Source organism: Helicobacter pylori SA221C (assembly GCF_000476855.1).
Lineage (GTDB): Bacteria > Campylobacterota > Campylobacteria > Campylobacterales > Helicobacteraceae > Helicobacter > Helicobacter pylori_DK.
Window position 1 is genome coordinate 61499 of the sequence record NZ_CBPT010000001.1, and the last position, 18515, is coordinate 80013.

Below are 18515 nucleotides of genomic sequence, written 5' to 3' on the forward strand. Positions count from 1 at the left end.
ATTCAGGATTAAGCGAAAGCCTTTTGCAACGCAAATTCTTTAGCCGGATCCGTAGCGATCAAAACTTCGTAATTTTTAGCGTCCGCTAAAATGGCTTTAACCAACATGGAATTGAGCTTATGACTCCCTGAAAAAGAAGTGTATTTGCCCATCACAGGCATGCCTAAAACCATTAGATCCCCCATAGCGTCTAAAATCTTGTGGCACACAAACTCCTTTTCACACCTCAAACCCTCTTTATTCAAAATGCTGTTTTCGTCCAGCACGATACAATTATTCAAGCTCCCCCCTTTAGCCAAACCAATGGATCGCAAGTAATTCACTTCTTGCAAAAACCCAAAGGTGCGGGCTTTAGCGACTTGCTCTTTATAGGCGGTTTTACTAAAGATGAAATGATGGGCTTGCTTAGCGATAACCGGATGGTTAAAATCAATCGTGAAATTCAAAGAAAGTTGGCTGTCTGGCTCAATTTTAACAAATTTATCGCCTTCTCTAACCTCAACGGCTTGCTTGATTTCCATCACCTTTTTAGGAGCGTCCAATTCTTTAATCCCTGCTTCATCTAAAAGCATGCAATAAGTCAAAGCACTCCCATCCATGATAGGGATCTCTTCGTTATCCACAGAGATTTTAAGATTATCAATGCCATACGCATGGATAGCTGAAAGCAAATGCTCAATCGTAGAAATTCTAGCATTATCCTTACCCAACACGGTTGCCATTTTGGTATCCACGATGTTTTCAGATTTTAAGGGGAGCTTCACGCCCAAATCAGAGCGGTAAAAAACAATGCCTTGATTTTCTCCTAAAGGCTCTAAAACAAGCTTCACAGGAACGCCCTTGTGTAAGCCTATCCCTACTAATTCCACAGAGTGGCTAATGGTTGTTTGTTTCATAATACTTCCTTTATGTCTAGTATATCGTCATTTTTAGTGATTATTTTAATATTTTTATTTACCAAAAGCCGTTCAACCTCTTTTAAAGATAAAATTTTATTTTGAAAAACGATTTGAGCGCTCTTGACTTCTTTTAAAATCAAGCACTCTCCAAAGCACACAATCGCCCCTTCGCAAACCCCATAAACCGACACACAGCCCTCTGAAATAATCTTCGCTCCATTGTGGATATTACCCAAAAAAATAAGATGATTAGCGCTATAAATCTCTTCCCCGCTCCTGATGTGGCGCTCATAAATCGTTGTTTTAGGTTCTGTTTTAGAATGATTAGGTTTTGAATGATTGGTTTCTTCTTTTAAAGGCATGGTTTTGATATGGCGTCCGTTTAAAACGCGATTCGTTTCTAAAAACAAAAGCTGGTATTTGTGCAAAATGGCTTTGACTTCTGGTTCAATATCATATTTAAATATAATAAGAAAATACTGCAAAAGGGCATGGTTTTTTTCTAAAAATTCCATGACCGCTTCAGGCTCTTGCTTTTCAATTTCAAACGCATGCACATTTTTTTGATTCGTTTTTAACATGACTATCCTTTCATTAAAAGCCGTTTGGCTTGCTCTATGGGGGTGATGATATTGGTTTTTATCCATTGCTCATTAAGCCATTCATTGGGCCGGACAAAAACCCCTTGCAAAAGCATCCCTAAATGCAACCCGCTCCCTAATTTCAAACCACTACTCCCCACGCTTTCATCATCTTTTAAATGGGCTAAAAAAACGCACAAACCCAACCCATAGCAATTGATTAAACTATTACCATAAAAATCCAACTCCCCCTTAAAAACCCTCTTTACCGATGGATCAAACGCTAAAGATAAATCCTTACTGGGTATCAAATCCACCCCTAAATGCAAGAATTTAAACAACACCTGATTGTCCTTTAAGATACGCCGATTTTCTAAAAAATTGCTTACCATTTTAAAAGGCCCATTCAAGGGTTTTAGCGCTTGAAAATGGGAAAAATCCTTATAAAAATCCCCTTGATCTAAAGCGATCTTTTGGATTTTTTCTAAATCTTTTAAGCGCGCGTTAGAAAATATTTCTAATAAAGTTTGCTCAGTGTGATTTTGAAATTTTTCTTGCTGTGCAATCGTATCTTTTAAGGCGCTTAAGTCTATCTCTTTTTCCCTCACATGATGGGTTTTTCGCTTGAGTAATAAAGGGGTGGTATTAGAGTTATAGGCTTTATCTTTAGCGACAATGAACGCCTTAAAATCCTTATTTTTATAAGACCAAGGCACTAGAGCGATAAAGACATTACGCTGTTTGAATTCTAAAAGCCTGAAAGCTTTAAAATCCTTTTTTTTGACGCGCACAAACGCTTGAGACAAATTCTTATCCAAAGCTTCAAAGACAACTACCGCACTCCCTCCATAAGCGATGCTTGGGGAACGAGATAAAATCGTGATTAAGGGTTTTATCGTATCAATACACACTTCTTGTTTGAAAGACGCCTTATTGCCATTGAAAAAATTAGCATAGCTCCAATCATTAGCTTGAATTTCATACAAAAGGCACTTGTCTTCTAACCCCATGATTTCAGGCCTAATTAAAGGCATTTCTAAAGACTTGGGTTTATCCAATACCAGATTTTCTTTTTCATATAGAATCAAATTATCTTGCGTGGTTACTTTTAAATCATAGCGTTTGATGCCCTTTGGGGCTGCTATTTTAATCTTAATGGGTTTTTTTAAATCCCAAAAAAGCGCTTCATCATTGTCATTAAGCGCATTCTCTTTGTTGCTTAAACTAAAACTTAAAGCTTTGGTTTTTGTGATTAAAGCGTTAAAAATCAAATAACCCCCTAAAATCAAAACGACTAACGCTAAAATTTTAAACCTTAACTCCAAGATCAAGCCTTAAAAAATAAACGCATAATTCACTAATAAAAAACTGGATCGCTTGAACTGGTTGTTAGCCGAAATCAACAAACGCTCATCATCTTCTTTATTTTGATAGAGCGCTCCCTCTTCCACTCCCATTCTCAAATAGCTAATCGGTAATTTGGTGCCAATCTCTAAGCGGTGTTTCCTATAAAGCGTTAAACTCACGCCCACATTAAAAGTGTAATCCACTTCAATCAAAGATTTCCATAAAAAATTAGGGCTTGAATAGCCCCCCACTACCAAATTCCTCCCGTTTTGATTAGGCTTGTCTTGATAGAGCATAAGCCCTATCCCAAAACCCGCATAAACGCCTAAAAAATGCTTTTTAGTTTTAAAATCTAAAGGCATATCAAACAATAAATCGGTATTGACAGCCCCTAAAACATAAATAAACGAGCCTACAGATTGCTTGCTTGCATCCTCTTTTAACACCCCTCCCCCAAGCAATAAATCCCCATAAAATCGTGTCCCAAAATAAGGCACGAAGTATTTTTGATACCCGAATTTAGCGCTAATCATAGAAACAGGAGCGTTAATATTGATATTGTTTTTAAATGCGCTAGGGGCATTCGCGCCATATCTGTCTAACATTTCCCCTTGATAAGACAAGTTAAATCCCCCATAAGCATACCCACCCCCTAAAAAAACCCCGCTCTTATCATCGGCTATGGAAAAAGATTTGAGTAATTTGTTTCTTTTCTTTGAAGAAATCTTTGGGTAAGTTCGCTCTAAATATTCTTCTTCAAACTTATCCTTATCCATCTCTTTGGGCGAAACCCCTTTTTCGGTGAGCTGTTGCTTTAAATGGTTTATTTTTTCGTCTAATTGTTGGTTTTCTTCTTCTAAATTGTCATAATCTGTCGCTTGAAGTCCTAGTATGAGTGCGATATAAATCAAACCATATTTAAATTTCAACATTTTAGCCTTTACAATAAATAGTTGTAACTAATATAATAAATATTAGTGCTTTTAAAATAATATAAAAAGGTTTGCGAAGTTTCTTTTAAGGGAGGCATTTTTAAGGCTAATTCAAAGCGGTGTTTGAGGTTAAGCGTCATGCTCACCCCTAAATTTAGCACTAATCCAAAAGCGTTAGGCTGTGAATACCCTTTAATCTCTTTTAAATTTTGATACATCCCATTCCACCCCACTCCAACGCCTCCAAATATCCCTAACGCAAACCTTTTTTCTTTGTCAATAGGCTTATCCATCAACAAATCAATATTCAAGCTTGCGGTTTGATAAGAGGCTAAAGAATCGCTTTTAAACCCTTTCATCGCCCCCCCTAAATACTCCCCATAAAAGCGTAAAGCGCTAATCCCGTTAGCAAAATACTTTTGATACCCGCTCCTTAAACCATACAACAAAGGAGAAGCTTGAATATTGCTTAAAGGTTCAAACTTCTCATAAGAATGAGCACTAACCCCTATATCGCCAAGGATTACGCCTATAAAAAAACCGCTCTTATTTTTAGCCATTTGCTGGAATAAGAGAGATTCATTCTTTTCATGCAATTCCCCTTTAAGCATGTAAAGCTGGCGTTTTTTCTTATGGATTTCTTCAAGCAGGCTTTTTTCATCAATCTTTTTTGCAGTCCCCTTTTCTTCTTTAAACTCTAGCGTTTGGGTGCGTTTTTCTTCCAAAAGAATGGGAGCGTCTTTAGGGGTATTTTCTTTAATCATGTTTTCTTCAGTCATACTCTCTTGAGCCGTATTTTCTTCAGCGCTCAAGCCCAACATAAAACCAAAGCATAAAATGAGATTTCTTATTTTTTTAGAACACATATTGATACCCAATGCTTGCTATAGCTCCCCACCAAGTCTCTTTTGAAGAATTAGATTGTAAAAAAGGGAAATTATTCAAAATTTTAAATTCAAATTCAATGCGGTTTTTTTCTAATACCGTTAGAGCCAAACCCGCATTAAAAGACATCCCCCATTCCGCCGTATAATTCACCCCATGCGCTACAACCCCCAAGCCTAAACCCATATACCCCCCCATATAAAGGTATTTCCCCACAAAAGGCAAAGGAAAATCCAATAAAAAATCCCCATTCAGCATAACCGATTGAAACCCCACGCTCCCAAAGCCCGCTTTTTTAGGAGCCCCTCCATAATATTGGATATAGATGCGCCTGCCAATGATATTTGGCTTGACCAAGCGCGCAAAAAACGACGGCCTGAAAGTTTGATAGCCAAAACGCAAGCCATAAGCGAACAAATAATTTAAAATATTGCCCGTGATGCTGGAACTATTGGTTCTAACCATGATTTCATGATTGTAAAAAAACCCGGTATTGATCCCTAAAATAAGCCCACTTTTAGCGTTCGCCCTTTTTAAGTCTCTGATCAATTCTTCAACTTCTTTATCTTCATAGGCTTTATAATACTTGATATACTTGTAGTATTTTGGGTCTAGGGTGTCATAATCAAGCGCATTCAATCCCGCATAAAACCCCATTAAAGACCATAAAATAACATGTTTTTTAAGACCCAAAATCGCCAAATCCCTTGAATTGTTTGTTAAAAGTTTCTTTCAATTATACTAAAATAATTAAAATGACCGGTTAAAATGGAGTAAAATTTTTACCCACCCTAATAAAGTCATGCTACAATGCCACTATATTTAACACTTAGGATTTTTAATGAGCATGCAAACCGCCCCAATTAAAAAAACCACTCTCAACCACCTCCAAGCTAAAAAAAATCAAGAAAAGATCATCGCTATTACCGCTTATGATGCGCTATTCGCTCAAATATTTGATCCGCTAGTGGATGTGATTTTAGTGGGCGATAGTTTGAATATGAGTTTTTTCAATCAAAACGACACTTTAAGCGCGAGTGTGGAAATGATGCTCTATCACACCAAAGCCGTGTGCGCGGGCGCTAAGACTCCTTTTATCATCACAGACATGCCCTTTGGAAGCTATAAAGATGAAAAAACAGCCCTAAAAAACGCCATTAGAGTTTATAAAGAAACCCAAGCGAGCGCGATCAAACTAGAGGGGGGGAAAGAAAAAGCGAAACTGGTTAAAACGCTCACTGATGAGGGCGTTATTGTGGTAGGACACATCGGCTTGATGCCCCAATTCGTGCGTCTTGATGGAGGTTATAAGATTAAGGGCAAAAATGAAGAGCAACAAAAAAAGCTTTTAGAAGACGCCTTGAGTTTAGAAGAAGCTGGGGTGGGTTTGTTGGTTTTAGAGGGCATAACCACCCCTATCGCTCAAACAATCACGCAAAAAATCAAAATCCCCACGATCGGCATAGGGAGCGGTAAGGATTGCGATGGGCAGATTTTAGTGTGGAGCGATATGTTAGGCTTTTTTGATAGTTTTAAGCCTAAATTCGTGCGAGAATACCTTAAGGGGAAAGAATTGGTTCAAAACGCGATTCAACAATACGCTGATGATGTGAAAAAGGGAAATTTCCCTAACGAGTTAGAAAGTTACCATTAAATGAAAGAACGGATAGTCAATTTAGAAACTTTGAATTTTGAAACTTCTCAAGAAGTGAGTTTGCGCCCTAGTCTTTGGGAAGATTTTATCGGTCAAGAAAAGATTAAAAGCAACTTGCAAATTTCTATTTGCGCGGCTAAAAAACGCCAAGAAAGTTTGGATCACATGCTCTTTTTTGGCCCGCCCGGTTTGGGTAAAACTTCAATCAGCCATATCATCGCTAAAGAAATGGAAACCAATATCAAAATCACCGCCGCTCCCATGATAGAAAAAAGCGGTGATTTAGCCGCTATTTTGACGAATTTGCAAGCTAAAGACATTCTTTTTATTGATGAAATCCACCGGCTCAGCCCAGCGATTGAAGAGGTTTTATACCCGGCTATGGAAGATTTTAGGTTGGATATTATCATAGGCTCAGGCCCAGCCGCTCAAACCATTAAAATTGATTTACCCCCTTTCACCCTAATCGGTGCTACCACTAGAGCCGGAATGCTCTCTAACCCCTTAAGAGACAGATTTGGCATGAGTTTTAGAATGCAATTTTATAGCCCTAGCGAACTAGCTCTCATCATCAAAAAAGCCGCCACTAAACTCAACCAAGACATCAAAGAAGAAAGCGCTGATGAAATCGCTAAAAGGAGTAGAGGCACGCCAAGGATCGCTTTAAGGCTTTTAAAAAGGGTGCGCGATTTTGCACTAGTCAAAAATTCAAGCTTGATGGATTTAAACATCACTTTGCATGCTTTGAATGAATTAGGCGTGAATGAATTAGGCTTTGATGAAGCGGATTTGGCGTATTTATCTTTATTGGCTAACGCTCAAGGAAAGCCGGTGGGTTTGAATACGATTGCAGCGTCTATGAGAGAAGATGAAGGCACGATTGAAGACGTGATTGAGCCTTTTTTACTCGCTAATGGTTATTTAGAGCGCACCGCTAAAGGCAGAATCGCCACGCCTAAAACCCATGCGCTTTTAAAAATCCCCACTTTAAAGTCTCAAACTTTATTTTAACCTTGTTTAGAAAGAAAATTACACTACAATAACGATAAAATTTTAAAGGGTGTAAAAGTAGATTATTATGTTTGGCATGGGCTTTTTTGAAATCCTTGTGGTGTTGGTTGTAGCGATTATTTTTTTAGGGCCAGAAAAATTCCCCCAGGCTGTCGTGGATGTGGTGAAATTTTTTCGTGCGGTTAAAAAAACGCTCAATGACGCTAAGGACACTTTAGATAAAGAAATCAATATTGAAGAAATCAAAAAAGAAACCTTAGAGTATCAAAAACTCTTTGAAAATAAAGTGGAGAGTCTTAAAGGCGTTAAGATTGAAGAATTAGAAGACGCTAAAATAACTGCAGAAAATGAGATTAAAAGCATTCAGGATTTGATGCAAGATTACAAACAAAGCCTAGAAAACAACGCACCCCATAACCACTCCAATAAAGAAGTTTCCAATGAAGAAGCCTTAAACAAAGAAGTTTCAAGCGATGAACCTCTTAAAGAAGTCCAATTAGCAACCGATAACAACACCAAAGAACACGACAAAGAAAAAGAGCATGTTTGAAGATTTAAAACCGCATTTACAGGAATTAAGAAAGCGTTTGATGGTTTCTGTAGGAACGATTTTAGTGGCGTTTTTGGGGTGCTTTCATTTTTGGAAAAATATTTTTGAATTTGTTAAAAATTCTTATAAAGGCACGCTCATTCAGCTCTCCCCTATTGAAGGGGTCATGGTAGCGGTTAAAATCAGTTTTTCAGCCGCTATCGTCATTTCCATGCCCATTATTTTTTGGCAATTGTGGCTCTTTATCGCTCCAGGGCTTTACAAGAATGAAAAAAAAGTGATTTTGCCTTTTGTGTTTTTTGGGAGCGGCATGTTTTTAATTGGCGCGGCGTTTTCTTATTATGTGGTGTTCCCTTTCATCATTGAATACTTAGCCACTTTCGGGAGTGATGTGTTTGCGGCCAATATTTCTGCGTCCAGTTACGTGAGCTTTTTCACGCGCTTGATTTTAGGCTTTGGCGTGGCGTTTGAATTGCCTGTTTTGGCGTATTTTTTAGCTAAAGTGGGCTTGATTACCGATGCGAGCTTGAAAGCGTATTTCAAATACGCTATTGTAGTGATTTTTATTGTAGCAGCCATTATCACTCCCCCTGATGTGGTGAGTCAAATTTTTATGGCGTTGCCTTTAGTGGGGCTTTATGGGCTTTCTATTTTAATCGCCAAAATAGTCAATCCGGCTCCCAAAGATAACGAAAATAATAACGAAAATAATAACGAAAATAACACCAAAGAGAATACAAAGAGCGAGTCGTAGTTGAAAGAATTTGATTTAGAAAGCTATGATTATTATTTGCCTAAGGAATTGATCGCAAACTACCCCATTTTGCCCAAAGAAAAGGCTAAATTGCTCGTCTATGAAAGGCGTTCGCAAACAATCACGCACACCACTTTTGAACATGTTTTAAATTTTTTCCCTAAAAACGCCCTTATTGTGTTGAACGACACTAAAGTGATGAAGGCCAGGCTTTTTGGATCTAAGCATGCCTTTTTGCCATCAAAAACGACCGAAGTGTTTTTCCACCGCTTTTTTAAAGACAATACCGCTTTAACTCAAATTAAGGGCAAGATCAAAGTGGGGGACAAAATCTTTTTTGATGCAAATTATCACGCTGAAGTCTTGGAATTGCTTCATAACGGCCAACGCTTGATCGCTTTTTATGACAATAAAACCCCCTTAAATCAAGAAAATATCTTAAAACTTTTGGAGCGATATGGGCATATGCCCTTACCCCCTTATATTAAAAGAGCCGATGAAAGTTTGGATGCGCATGAATACCAGAGCGTGTTCGCTAAACACATTGGTGCGGTGGCTGCCCCTACGGCGTCATTGCATTTTTCTCAACACGGATTAGAAAAATTATTGAAAGATTTCAAGCACGCTTTTTTGACCTTGCATGTGGGGGCTGGGACTTTTCTTGGCGTAGAAACTAAGGATATTAGAGAGCATCAAATCCATACAGAAGTTTTACGCATTCCTAAAAAGAGCCAAGAAATTTTGCAAGAATCCCAAGAGATTTTATGCATCGGCACGACCGCTTTAAGGAGCGTGGAATACTTTAAGCGTTTAAAAAACCCTAATCAAGAATCGTTTGAATGCGATATATTCTTGCATCTTGCTAATCCTATTTTGCATGTCAATTATTTGCTCACTAATTTCCATTTGCCCAAATCTAGCCTTTTAATGCTTGTGAGCGCGATGATAGGTTTAGAAAAAACCAAAGAAATCTACAAAATAGCCATAGAAAAGAAGTATCGTTTTTATTCTTATGGCGATGGGATGCTGATTTTATGAACCCCTTATTGCAAGATTATGCGCGCATCCTTTTAGAATGGAATCAAACGCACAACTTGAGCGGCGCAAAAAATTTAAACGAATTAGAACCCCAGATCACAGACGCTCTAAAGCCCTTAGAATTTGTCAAAGATTTTAAAAGCTGCTTGGATATTGGGAGCGGGGCGGGACTTCCTGCTATCCCTTTAGCCCTTGAAAAACCTGAAACAAAATTCATTCTTTTAGAGCCAAGAATAAAAAGAGCGGCTTTTTTAAACTACCTTAAAAGTGTTTTGCCTTTAAAAAATATTGAAATCATTAAAAAGCGTTTAGAAGATTATCAAAATCTTTTACAAGTGGATTTAATCACTTCTAGAGCGGTCGCTAGCTCTTCTTTTTTGATAGAAAAAAGCCAACGCTTCCTAAAAGATAAGGGGTATTTTTTATTCTATAAAGGTGAGCAGTTAAAAGATGAAATCGCTTGTGAAGACACTGAATGCTTTATACATCAAAAACGAGTTTATTTTTACAAATCAAAGGAAAGTTTATGTTAAGAATTTTAATCCCCCTACTCATTATCGCATGGATTTTATGGCGTTTGTTTTTGAGGCAAAAACCCCACAAAGACGACCCCAAAGACAACCACTCTTACACGCAACAAACCCCTAAAGAATTAGAAGATCACATGATTGTATGCTCTAAATGCCAAACCTATGTCTCTAGCAAAGACGCTATTTACAGCGGGGCGGTGGCGTATTGCAGTGAAACCTGTTTGAAGGATAAGAGGTAAATATGCTTATTTTAGGACACTCTTTAATCCCTAGCGATCGTTTTATTTTCATTAAAAACACCGACGGCATTCATTCCAGCACCAATAACGATATAGTGTGTTTTGAAGCACACCCAAAAAATTTGGAATTAGCTAAGTATTGCTGTGAAAATAGCGTCCATTTTAGCGTGATCTTTTTATCGCACAAGATAGAGACAAACACCTTTTTTTTATTCAACGCTTTCAAACCGCTCTATTGTATTTTTAAGGATATTAAGCAAGCCATACTCGCCCAACAACACGCCACGAATTACTTATTAGATAGCAAAATCTTGTTTTCTATGGATTTAAACGATACAGAGTCGTGGGAAATTTGCGCTAAAAATCAAATAGATGGCGTGATTTCTAAAGATTCACTCCTTTTAAAATAAGCCCTTTTTAAACAAATCTTAGTTATAATAAGCCCTTTTTAAGGGGAGATGTCCGAGTGGTTGAAGGAGCACGCCTGGAACGCGTGTAAGGTGCAAGCCTTCGAGGGTTCGAATCCCTCTCTCTCCGCCATTTAAAAATGCCACGAATGCGAAATAAAAAACAAAAAGCTCCTTTCAAACAAACTGCGTCTTTCAGGGGTTAGAAAGATTTTCATGCCAATTTCCACATCCACCTTATGATACAAAACGATCGTGCGAAACTGCACCCCAAATTTCCCGATAGCCCTGAAATAAGTGTTGTGAAAATTGAAATCTTTTAATGAATCCCAAGTGTTCACCACCAAATCTTTGACTTTATTGTTGAGTATCCATGTATTAGCGGCCAGTTGCAAGCCAAAGAAAAAAGCCCAGCGGTTGATAGGGTTTTTAGCGTAAGCGACCATGAAATCCCCTCCCACCCCATAAGTGAACATGTTCGCTTGTAAAGTAGAGTCATTATTAAAAAGCACATTACCATAATCTATAAAGAAATAATACCTAGAATAAGCCCAATCGTTTTTAGGATTCACTTCATAGCCTTGAAGGATTGAAGCCCCTTGTAAAAGCTTGTTAGTGTTTAAAGGGCGCATAAACACCGTGCCTATTTGATAAGAAGAAGACATATAACTCAAATTTTCAGCATTTAAAATATTTAAAAAACTCATACTCAGTATTAAAATTCTTAAATAATACACTTACTTGTAAAATCCTTGTCTTTCTTTTTTCAAACCATCCAATGACCCTTTATCGCACTCAAAGAGTTATTTTATTACTTTTAAACGATTATCATAGCAAACAAACTGAATTTTTTTACAAACAAGAACGCTCATTGAACGCTCCATTTAGCCAATGATTATTGTTGGTCAAGGTAATTTTAATCAAAACATGCTATTATTTGGAATGATTTATTATTATAAGGCGTTAGAGACGCTTTGGCTGTTTAAAAAGAGCCTAATTTAAATGCAATCTTAAAAGGAGAAGCGCTTTGAAACTACTGGTAGTAGATGATAGCTCAACTATGAGAAGAATTATTAAAAATACACTTTCACGCTTAGGCTATGAAGATGTTTTAGAAGCTGAGCATGGGGTGGAAGCTTGGGAGAAACTAGACGCTAATGCGGACACTAAGGTGCTTATTACAGATTGGAACATGCCTGAAATGAACGGCTTGGATCTCGTTAAAAAGGTGCGCTCTGATAGCCGTTTTAAAGAAATCCCTATTATTATGATCACCACAGAGGGCGGTAAGGCCGAAGTCATTACGGCTTTGAAAGCGGGCGTGAATAACTACATTGTGAAACCTTTTACCCCCCAAGTTTTGAAAGAAAAATTAGAGGTTGTTTTAGGGACAAACGATTGAGTGTTAAAGCCAATGTATTATGAGTTTTTCTTTATCTTCCCTAAGGAGCAAGAGCTTTTTGAGAGCTTTCTTTTAGACGCCACGCATCTAGCCTTAGAAGAATCAAGCTTAGAAAGTTTAAAAGCGTTTGACGATGAAGAAACCATTGAATTTATAAGCCAATCCAATTGGCATTATTTCGCCACTCATGACCCCCTAAAGAAAGATTTAAAAGAAAAACCCCCACATCTCAAAAATTTCGTTATTTTACGCTCTGAAGAGAATTTGAATAACTCGCTCATTCTAGCATTAGAAGCGTTTTGTTTAAGCTTAAAACAAAACCTGCAAAGTGAGTTTGATTTTTTCTATCTTTCACGCAATTTGGCTTCAAAAGATTGGCTAGAAGCCTACAAACAAGCTATTTTACCGGTGCAATGCGCCAAATTTTACATACACCCTAGTTGGCATCAAAAGCCAAGCCATGTCGCTACAGATGATTGCATAATGATTGATCCGGCTTTGGCCTTTGGATCAGGCCATCATGAAAGCACTTCTATGTGTTTGGAACTGCTCTCTGACCTTGATTTAAAACGCAAAAACGCTTTAGATGTTGGCTGTGGGAGTGGGATTTTAAGCATCGCTTTAAAAAAACAAGGCGTTAGCACTTTAGTAGCTTGCGATACGGATAGTTTAGCCGTTGAAGAAACCCTAAAAAATTTTAGCTTGAATCAAATACCCCTATTAGTGCAAGATGAAGTCATTCATGGCTCTACGCAAAAAATTAAAGGGCGTTTTGATATCATTGTGGCGAACCTTGTCGCTGATGTGATTAAGAGTTTGTATAGTGAATTTGTGCGGCTTTGTAACCACACTCTTATTTTATCAGGGATTTTAGAAACCCATTTAAACTCTGTTTTACAGATCTATTATAATGGATTTGAGGTTTTAGAACAGCGACAGCGTAACGAATGGGTCGCTCTAAAATTGCTTAAAAAACAACCAATAAATTAAGGATTATAATGAAACCAACGAACGAACCTAAAAAACCTTTTTTTCAAAGTCCCATTATCCTTGCGGTTCTTGGAGGGATTTTACTCATCTTTTTCCTGCACTCTTTCAATTCTGATGGCAGTTTTTCGGACAATTTCTTAGCTTCTAGCACTAAAAATGTGAGCTACCATGAAATCAAACAGCTCATCAGCAATAATGAAGTGGAGAATGTGAGTATCGGTCAAACTTTGATCAAAGCCAGCCATAAAGAGGGTAACAATCGTGTGATCTATATCGCTAAACGAGTGCCTGATTTGACCTTAGTGCCTTTGTTAGACGAGAAAAAAATCAATTATTCTGGTTTTAGCGAGTCTAACTTTTTTACGGACATGTTAGGGTGGCTCATGCCTATTTTAGTGATTTTAGGGCTATGGATGTTTATGGCAAACCGCATGCAAAAAAATATGGGTGGGGGTATTTTTGGCATGGGGAGTGCGAAAAAACTCATTAACGCTGAAAAACCCAATGTGCGTTTTAATGACATGGCGGGCAATGAAGAAGCCAAGGAAGAAGTGGTAGAAATCGTAGATTTTTTAAAATACCCCGAACGATACGCTAATTTAGGGGCTAAAATCCCTAAAGGCGTGTTATTAGTGGGGCCTCCAGGAACCGGTAAAACCCTTTTAGCCAAAGCGGTAGCCGGCGAAGCGCATGTGCCGTTTTTCTCTATGGGAGGGAGCAGTTTCATTGAAATGTTTGTGGGCTTAGGGGCAAGCAGGGTTAGGGATTTATTTGAAACCGCTAAAAAACAAGCCCCTAGCATCATTTTTATTGATGAAATTGATGCCATAGGTAAAAGCCGAGCGGCTGGAGGCGTGGTGAGCGGGAACGATGAAAGAGAGCAAACCTTAAACCAACTCTTAGCCGAAATGGATGGCTTTGGGAGCGAGAATGCGCCTGTGATTGTCTTAGCTGCAACGAACCGCCCTGAAATCTTAGATCCGGCCTTAATGCGTCCGGGGCGTTTTGACAGGCAGGTTTTAGTGGATAAGCCTGATTTTAATGGCAGAGTAGAAATCTTAAAAGTGCATATTAAAGGCGTGAAACTCGCTAATGATGTGAATTTGCAAGAAGTCGCCAAACTCACTGTGGGGCTTGCGGGGGCGGATTTAGCGAATATCATCAATGAAGCCGCGCTTTTAGCAGGAAGAAACAACCAAAAAGAAGTCAGGCAACAGCATTTAAAAGAAGCGGTTGAAAGGGGGATTGCAGGGTTAGAAAAGAAAAGTAGGCGCATCAGTCCTAAGGAAAAGAAAATCGTCGCCTACCATGAAAGTGGGCATGCCGTGATTTCTGAAATGACTAAAGGGAGTGCTAGGGTGAATAAAGTCTCTATCATTCCAAGGGGCATGGCGGCTTTGGGCTACACCCTTAACACGCCTGAAGAAAACAAATACTTGATGCAAAAACACGAACTCATCGCTGAAATTGATGTGCTTTTAGGTGGGAGAGCGGCTGAAGATGTCTTTTTGGAAGAAATTTCTACCGGTGCGAGCAACGATTTAGAAAGAGCGACTGATATTATTAAAGGCATGGTGAGTTACTACGGCATGAGCAGTGTCAGTGGGCTTATGGTGTTAGAAAAGCAACGGAATGCCTTTTTAGGAGGCGGTTATGGAAGCAGTAGGGAATTTAGCGAAAAAACCGCAGAAGAAATGGATCTTTTCATTAAAAACTTGCTAGAAGAGCGCTATGAGCATGTCAAACAAACCTTAAGCGACTATAGAGAAGCGATTGAAATCATGGTCAAAGAATTGTTTGACAAAGAAGTCATTACAGGCGAGAGGGTGCGTGAAATCATCAGCGAATACGAGACCGCCAATAATTTAGAAAGCCGTTTGATCCCTTTAGAAGAGCAAGCGAGTTAAAAGTGCGGGCTTACAAACAGATTTTTGATAAGGGTTTAAAGCCTTATGATAAACATTCTGTTTGTTTAAAGCTTTTTTTTAAATTCTGTTTTCTAAAAACCCGCACTTATCAACAGCGTTATAAAGCGTTTGCTCTAACGCTCTTTTTTTGTGAGTTTTTTAGCACTTGTAAAATTTTTATTCCCATAATTGATTTTAAAATCGTTTTTATTCCTATTCTAAAAGCCAAGTTACAAAGAATCTCTAATGCCTATTAACCCTCTCTATCTTTTCCCCAATCTTTTTACCGCTAGCAGTATTTTTTTAGGCATGATGAGTATTTTTTATGCTTCCAGTTACCAATTTGTCATGGCATGCTGGTTAGTGGTAGCGAGTCTTATTTTAGACGGGCTTGATGGGCGTGTCGCAAGGCTTACCAACACCACTAGCAAATTTGGTATTGAATTTGACTCCTTAGCTGATGTAATCGCTTTTGGAGTAGCCCCAAGCTTAATCGCTTACTTTTATGTGGGGTATAACTTTGGGCGCATAGGCATGGCGGTGAGCGCGTTGTTTGTGATTTTTGGAGCGATACGATTGGCGCGATTCAATATCAGCACCAACACAAGCGACCCCTATTCTTTCATCGGTATCCCCATTCCTGCGGCGGCGGTATTGGTGGTGCTTTGTGTGTTATTGGATAACAAATACCATTTCTTAGAAGGCAATACCGAAAAGTTATTTTTAAGCTTTATTGTTTTATTGGGGGTGCTTATGGTGAGCAATATCCGCTACCCTAATTTTAAAAAAGTCAAGTGGAATCTCAAGCTTTTCATCTTAGTGTTGATTTTTTTATCGTTAGTGTTTGTGCGTCCTTTAGAGGCCTTAAGCGTGTTTATGGGGCTGTATTTGATTTATGGCATCATTCGGTGGCTCTTTTTAATGGTAAAAATCATTTTTAATAAAAATAAGAGCGCATGAAAGAATCTTTTTATATAGAGGGAATGACTTGCACGGCGTGTTCTAGCGGGATTGAACGCTCTTTAGGGCGTAAGAGTTTTGTAAAAAAAATAGAAGTGAGCCTTTTAAATAAGAGCGCTAACATTGAATTTAACGAAAATGAAACCAATTTAGACGAGATTTTTAAACTCATTGAAAAACTGGGCTATAGCCCTAAAAAAACTCTGACAAAAGAAAAAAAAGAATTTTTTAGCCCTAATGTTAAATTAGCGTTGGCGGTTATTTTCACGCTTTTTGTGGTGTATCTTTCTATGGGGGCGATGCTTAGTCCTAGCCTTTTACCTGAAAGCTTGCTTACGATTAACAACCATAGTAATTTTTTAAACGCTTGCTTACAGCTTATAGGCGTGCTCATTGTCATGCATTTGGGGAGGGATTTTTACATTCAAGGGTTTAAAGCCTTATGGCACAGACAACCCAACATGAGTAGCCTTATCGCCATAGGCACAAGCGCTGCCTTAATTTCAAGCTTGTGGCAATTGTATTTCGTTTATACAAGCCAGTGGTCTTATGGGCATTATTATTTTGAAAGCGTGTGCGTGATTTTAATGTTTGTGATGGTGGGCAAACGCATTGAAAATGTTTCTAAAGACAAAGCTTTAGACGCTATGCAAGCCTTGATGAAAAACGCCCCAAAAACCGCCCTTAAAATGCAAAATAACCAACAGATTGAAGTTTTAGTGGATAGCATTGTGGTGGGGGATATTCTAAAAGTCCTCCCTGGAAGTGCGATTGCGGTAGATGGTGAAATCATAGAGGGCGAAGGGGAATTAGATGAGAGCATGTTGAGCGGCGAAGCGTTGCCGGTTTATAAAAAAGTCGGCGATAAAGTCTTTTCAGGGACATTCAATAGCCACACGAGTTTTTTAATGAAAGCCACGCAAAACAACAAAAACAGCACCTTGTCTCAAATTATAGAAATGATCCATAACGCTCAAAGTTCAAAGGCAGAGATTTCTCGCTTAGCGGATAAGGTTTCAAGCGTGTTTGTGCCAAGCGTGATCGCTATCGCTATTTTAGCGTTTGTGGTGTGGCTCATCATCGCGCCTAAACCTGATTTTTGGTGGAATTTTGGCACCGCTTTAGAAGTGTTTGTATCGGTTTTAGTGATTTCTTGCCCTTGCGCTTTAGGGCTGGCTACGCCTATGAGTATTTTAGTAGCGAACCAGAAAGCGAGTTCTTTAGGTTTATTTTTTAAAGACGCTAAAAGTTTAGAAAAAGCAAGGCTAGTCAATACGATCGTTTTTGATAAAACCGGCACGCTCACTAACGGCAAGCCTGTCGTTAAAAGCGTTCATTCTAAGATAGAATTATTAGAGCTATTGAGTTTAGCGGGCAGTATTGAAAAGAGCAGCGAACATGTCATCGCTAAAGGGATTGTAGAATACGCCAAAGAGCATGACGCTCCCTTAAAAGAAATGAGTGAAGTTAAAGTGAAAACGGGTTTTGGCATCAGCGCTAAAACAGATTATCAAGGTGCTAAAGAGATTATCAAAGTCGGTAATAGCGAGTTTTTTAACCCTATTAACACGCTAGAAATTCAAGAAAATGGGATTTTAGTGTTTGTGGGTAGAGTGATCAATGAAAAAGAAGACGAGCTTTTAGGGGCGTTTGTTTTAGAAGATTTGCCCAAAAAAGGCGTGAAAGAGCATATCGCTCAAATCAAAAAATTAGGCATTAACACTTTTCTTTTAAGCGGGGACAATAGAGAGAATGTCCAAAAATGCGCGCTTGAATTAGGGATTGATGGTTATATCAGCAACGCTAAACCACAAGACAAGCTCAACAAGATCAAAGAGCTTAAGGAAAAAGGGCAGATCGTTATGATGGTAGGCGATGGCTTGAATGACGCTCCTAGTCTTGCTATGAGCGATGTGGCGGTGGTGATGGCTAAAGGGAGCGATGTGAGCGTGCAAGCAGCGGACATTGTGAGCTTTAACAACGATATTAAATCGGTTTATAGCACGATTAAATTAAGCCAGGCGACCATTAAAAATATCAAAGAAAATTTGTTTTGGGCTTTTTGTTATAATAGCGTGTTTATCCCTTTAGCTTGTGGGGTTCTTTATAAGGCTAATATCATGTTAAGCCCGGCGATTGCGGGTTTAGCGATGAGTTTAAGCTCTGTGAGTGTGGTCTTAAACTCCCAAAGGCTAAGGAATTTTAAAATTAAGGATCATTGAATGAAAGTTACTTTTCAAGTGCCAAGCATTACTTGCAACCATTGCGTGGATAAAATTGAAAAATTTGTGGGCGAAATTGAAGGTGTGAGCTTTATTGATGCGAGCGTGGAAAAAAAGAGCGTGGTTGTGGAATTTGACGCTCCAGCGACACAGGATTTGATCAAGGAAGCCTTATTGGATGCGGGGCAAGAAGTAATATAATAAAGG

The 18515-nt window shown here is 38.6% G+C and carries 22 protein-coding genes and 1 tRNA gene; 16 read left to right on the top strand and 7 right to left on the bottom strand.

Translation table 11 applies throughout. The annotated features are described in order from the left end of the window. Positions 1-8: 8 nt before the first annotated feature. From lpxC to QU01_RS00315, 6 genes are read right to left on the bottom strand one after another with little or no spacing between them, the layout of a single operon-like run. The gene (lpxC, locus tag QU01_RS00290; RefSeq protein WP_033761310.1) at positions 9-896 is read right to left on the bottom strand and encodes a UDP-3-O-acyl-N-acetylglucosamine deacetylase; all 888 of its coding nucleotides are present in this window, start codon (positions 894-896) and stop codon (positions 9-11) included. Beyond that, positions 893-1480 (bottom strand): septum site-determining protein MinC, encoded by a 588-nt coding sequence (gene minC, locus QU01_RS00295; protein WP_033761313.1) that lies wholly within the window; start codon positions 1478-1480, stop codon positions 893-895. Before minC ends, lpxC begins: the two co-directional genes overlap by 4 nt. Positions 1481-1482: 2 nt before the next feature. Then, complete coding sequence (locus QU01_RS00300) at positions 1483-2805, bottom strand: M23 family metallopeptidase (RefSeq protein ID WP_033761314.1); 1323 nt, start codon at positions 2803-2805, stop codon at positions 1483-1485. Between the two features lie 9 nt (positions 2806-2814). Further along, positions 2815-3759, bottom strand: coding sequence for an outer membrane beta-barrel protein (locus tag QU01_RS00305; RefSeq protein ID WP_033761315.1), 945 nt, complete (start codon positions 3757-3759; stop codon positions 2815-2817). An 8-nt stretch (positions 3760-3767) separates the two neighbouring features. Next, a complete protein-coding gene (locus QU01_RS00310) occupies positions 3768-4625 on the bottom strand; it encodes an outer membrane beta-barrel protein (RefSeq protein WP_033761317.1) in 858 nt (285 codons plus the stop codon). Continuing rightward, a complete protein-coding gene (locus QU01_RS00315) occupies positions 4615-5337 on the bottom strand; it encodes a hypothetical protein (RefSeq protein WP_000523302.1) in 723 nt (240 codons plus the stop codon). The genes QU01_RS00310 and QU01_RS00315 overlap by 11 nt, the downstream gene beginning before the upstream one ends. 148 nt (positions 5338-5485) lie before the next feature. Between QU01_RS00315 and panB the strand changes: the two genes are divergently transcribed. The 9 genes from panB (at position 5486) to QU01_RS00360 (ending at position 10960) form a co-directional block, all read left to right on the top strand. Beyond that, on the top strand, positions 5486-6298 hold the full coding sequence (gene panB, locus QU01_RS00320; protein WP_033761319.1) for a 3-methyl-2-oxobutanoate hydroxymethyltransferase: 813 nt from the start codon (positions 5486-5488) through the stop codon (positions 6296-6298). Continuing rightward, complete coding sequence (gene ruvB / locus QU01_RS00325; RefSeq protein ID WP_033761322.1) at positions 6299-7309, top strand: Holliday junction branch migration DNA helicase RuvB; 1011 nt, start codon at positions 6299-6301, stop codon at positions 7307-7309. It abuts the gene before it with no gap. A gap of 67 nt (positions 7310-7376) precedes the next feature. Next, entirely contained in the window at positions 7377-7859 is a 483-nt protein-coding gene (gene tatB / locus QU01_RS00330) for a Sec-independent protein translocase protein TatB (RefSeq protein WP_033761326.1), read from the top strand. After that, positions 7852-8613, top strand: coding sequence for a twin-arginine translocase subunit TatC (tatC, locus tag QU01_RS00335; RefSeq protein ID WP_033761329.1), 762 nt, complete (start codon positions 7852-7854; stop codon positions 8611-8613). The genes tatB and tatC overlap by 8 nt, the downstream gene beginning before the upstream one ends. After that, positions 8614-9651 carry a tRNA preQ1(34) S-adenosylmethionine ribosyltransferase-isomerase QueA gene (gene queA, locus QU01_RS00340; RefSeq protein WP_033761330.1) on the top strand — a complete coding sequence of 346 codons (1038 nt, stop codon included), beginning with the start codon at positions 8614-8616 and terminating at the stop codon, positions 9649-9651. Beyond that, positions 9648-10184: a 16S rRNA (guanine(527)-N(7))-methyltransferase RsmG gene (gene rsmG / locus QU01_RS00345; protein WP_033761333.1), complete on the top strand. Its 537-nt coding sequence runs from the start codon at positions 9648-9650 to the stop codon at positions 10182-10184. The genes queA and rsmG overlap by 4 nt, the downstream gene beginning before the upstream one ends. Continuing rightward, complete coding sequence (locus QU01_RS00350; protein ID WP_024368991.1) at positions 10178-10420, top strand: PP0621 family protein; 243 nt, start codon at positions 10178-10180, stop codon at positions 10418-10420. Before rsmG ends, QU01_RS00350 begins: the two co-directional genes overlap by 7 nt. A 2-nt stretch (positions 10421-10422) precedes the next feature. Then, a complete protein-coding gene (locus QU01_RS00355; RefSeq protein WP_033761335.1) occupies positions 10423-10830 on the top strand; it encodes a hypothetical protein in 408 nt (135 codons plus the stop codon). Positions 10831-10872: 42 nt separating this feature from the next. Further along, positions 10873-10960, top strand: a tRNA-Ser gene (locus tag QU01_RS00360). A gap of 1 nt (position 10961) precedes the next feature. On the opposite strand, the gene QU01_RS00365 is transcribed toward QU01_RS00360, so the two are convergent. Further along, positions 10962-11534, bottom strand: a complete 573-nt coding sequence (locus QU01_RS00365) for an outer membrane protein (protein ID WP_227986160.1) — start codon at positions 11532-11534, stop codon at positions 10962-10964. Positions 11535-11854: 320 nt separating this feature from the next. On the opposite strand from QU01_RS00365, the gene QU01_RS00370 reads away from it, so the two are divergent. Genes QU01_RS00370 through copP form a run of 7 tightly spaced genes read left to right on the top strand, consistent with a single transcriptional unit; the run spans position 11855 to position 18509 of the window. Continuing rightward, positions 11855-12229: a chemotaxis response regulator CheY gene (locus QU01_RS00370; RefSeq protein ID WP_000772151.1), complete on the top strand. Its 375-nt coding sequence runs from the start codon at positions 11855-11857 to the stop codon at positions 12227-12229. Beyond that, entirely contained in the window at positions 12230-13219 is a 990-nt protein-coding gene (gene prmA / locus QU01_RS00375) for a 50S ribosomal protein L11 methyltransferase (RefSeq protein ID WP_033761338.1), read from the top strand. It abuts the gene before it with no gap. 8 nt (positions 13220-13227) lie between these two features. After that, positions 13228-15126 (top strand): ATP-dependent zinc metalloprotease FtsH, encoded by a 1899-nt coding sequence (gene ftsH / locus QU01_RS00380; RefSeq protein ID WP_033761340.1) that lies wholly within the window; start codon positions 13228-13230, stop codon positions 15124-15126. 2 nt (positions 15127-15128) lie between these two features. After that, positions 15129-15383: a hypothetical protein gene (locus tag QU01_RS00385; RefSeq protein ID WP_033761342.1), complete on the top strand. Its 255-nt coding sequence runs from the start codon at positions 15129-15131 to the stop codon at positions 15381-15383. Beyond that, a complete protein-coding gene (gene pssA, locus QU01_RS00390) occupies positions 15373-16086 on the top strand; it encodes a CDP-diacylglycerol--serine O-phosphatidyltransferase (RefSeq protein ID WP_001122183.1) in 714 nt (237 codons plus the stop codon). Before QU01_RS00385 ends, pssA begins: the two co-directional genes overlap by 11 nt. After that, positions 16083-18308 (top strand): copper-translocating P-type ATPase CopA, encoded by a 2226-nt coding sequence (gene copA, locus QU01_RS00395; protein ID WP_033761344.1) that lies wholly within the window; start codon positions 16083-16085, stop codon positions 18306-18308. Before pssA ends, copA begins: the two co-directional genes overlap by 4 nt. Continuing rightward, on the top strand, positions 18309-18509 hold the full coding sequence (copP, locus tag QU01_RS00400) for a copper-binding metallochaperone CopP (protein ID WP_000869068.1): 201 nt from the start codon (positions 18309-18311) through the stop codon (positions 18507-18509). Positions 18510-18515 lie beyond the last annotated feature (6 nt).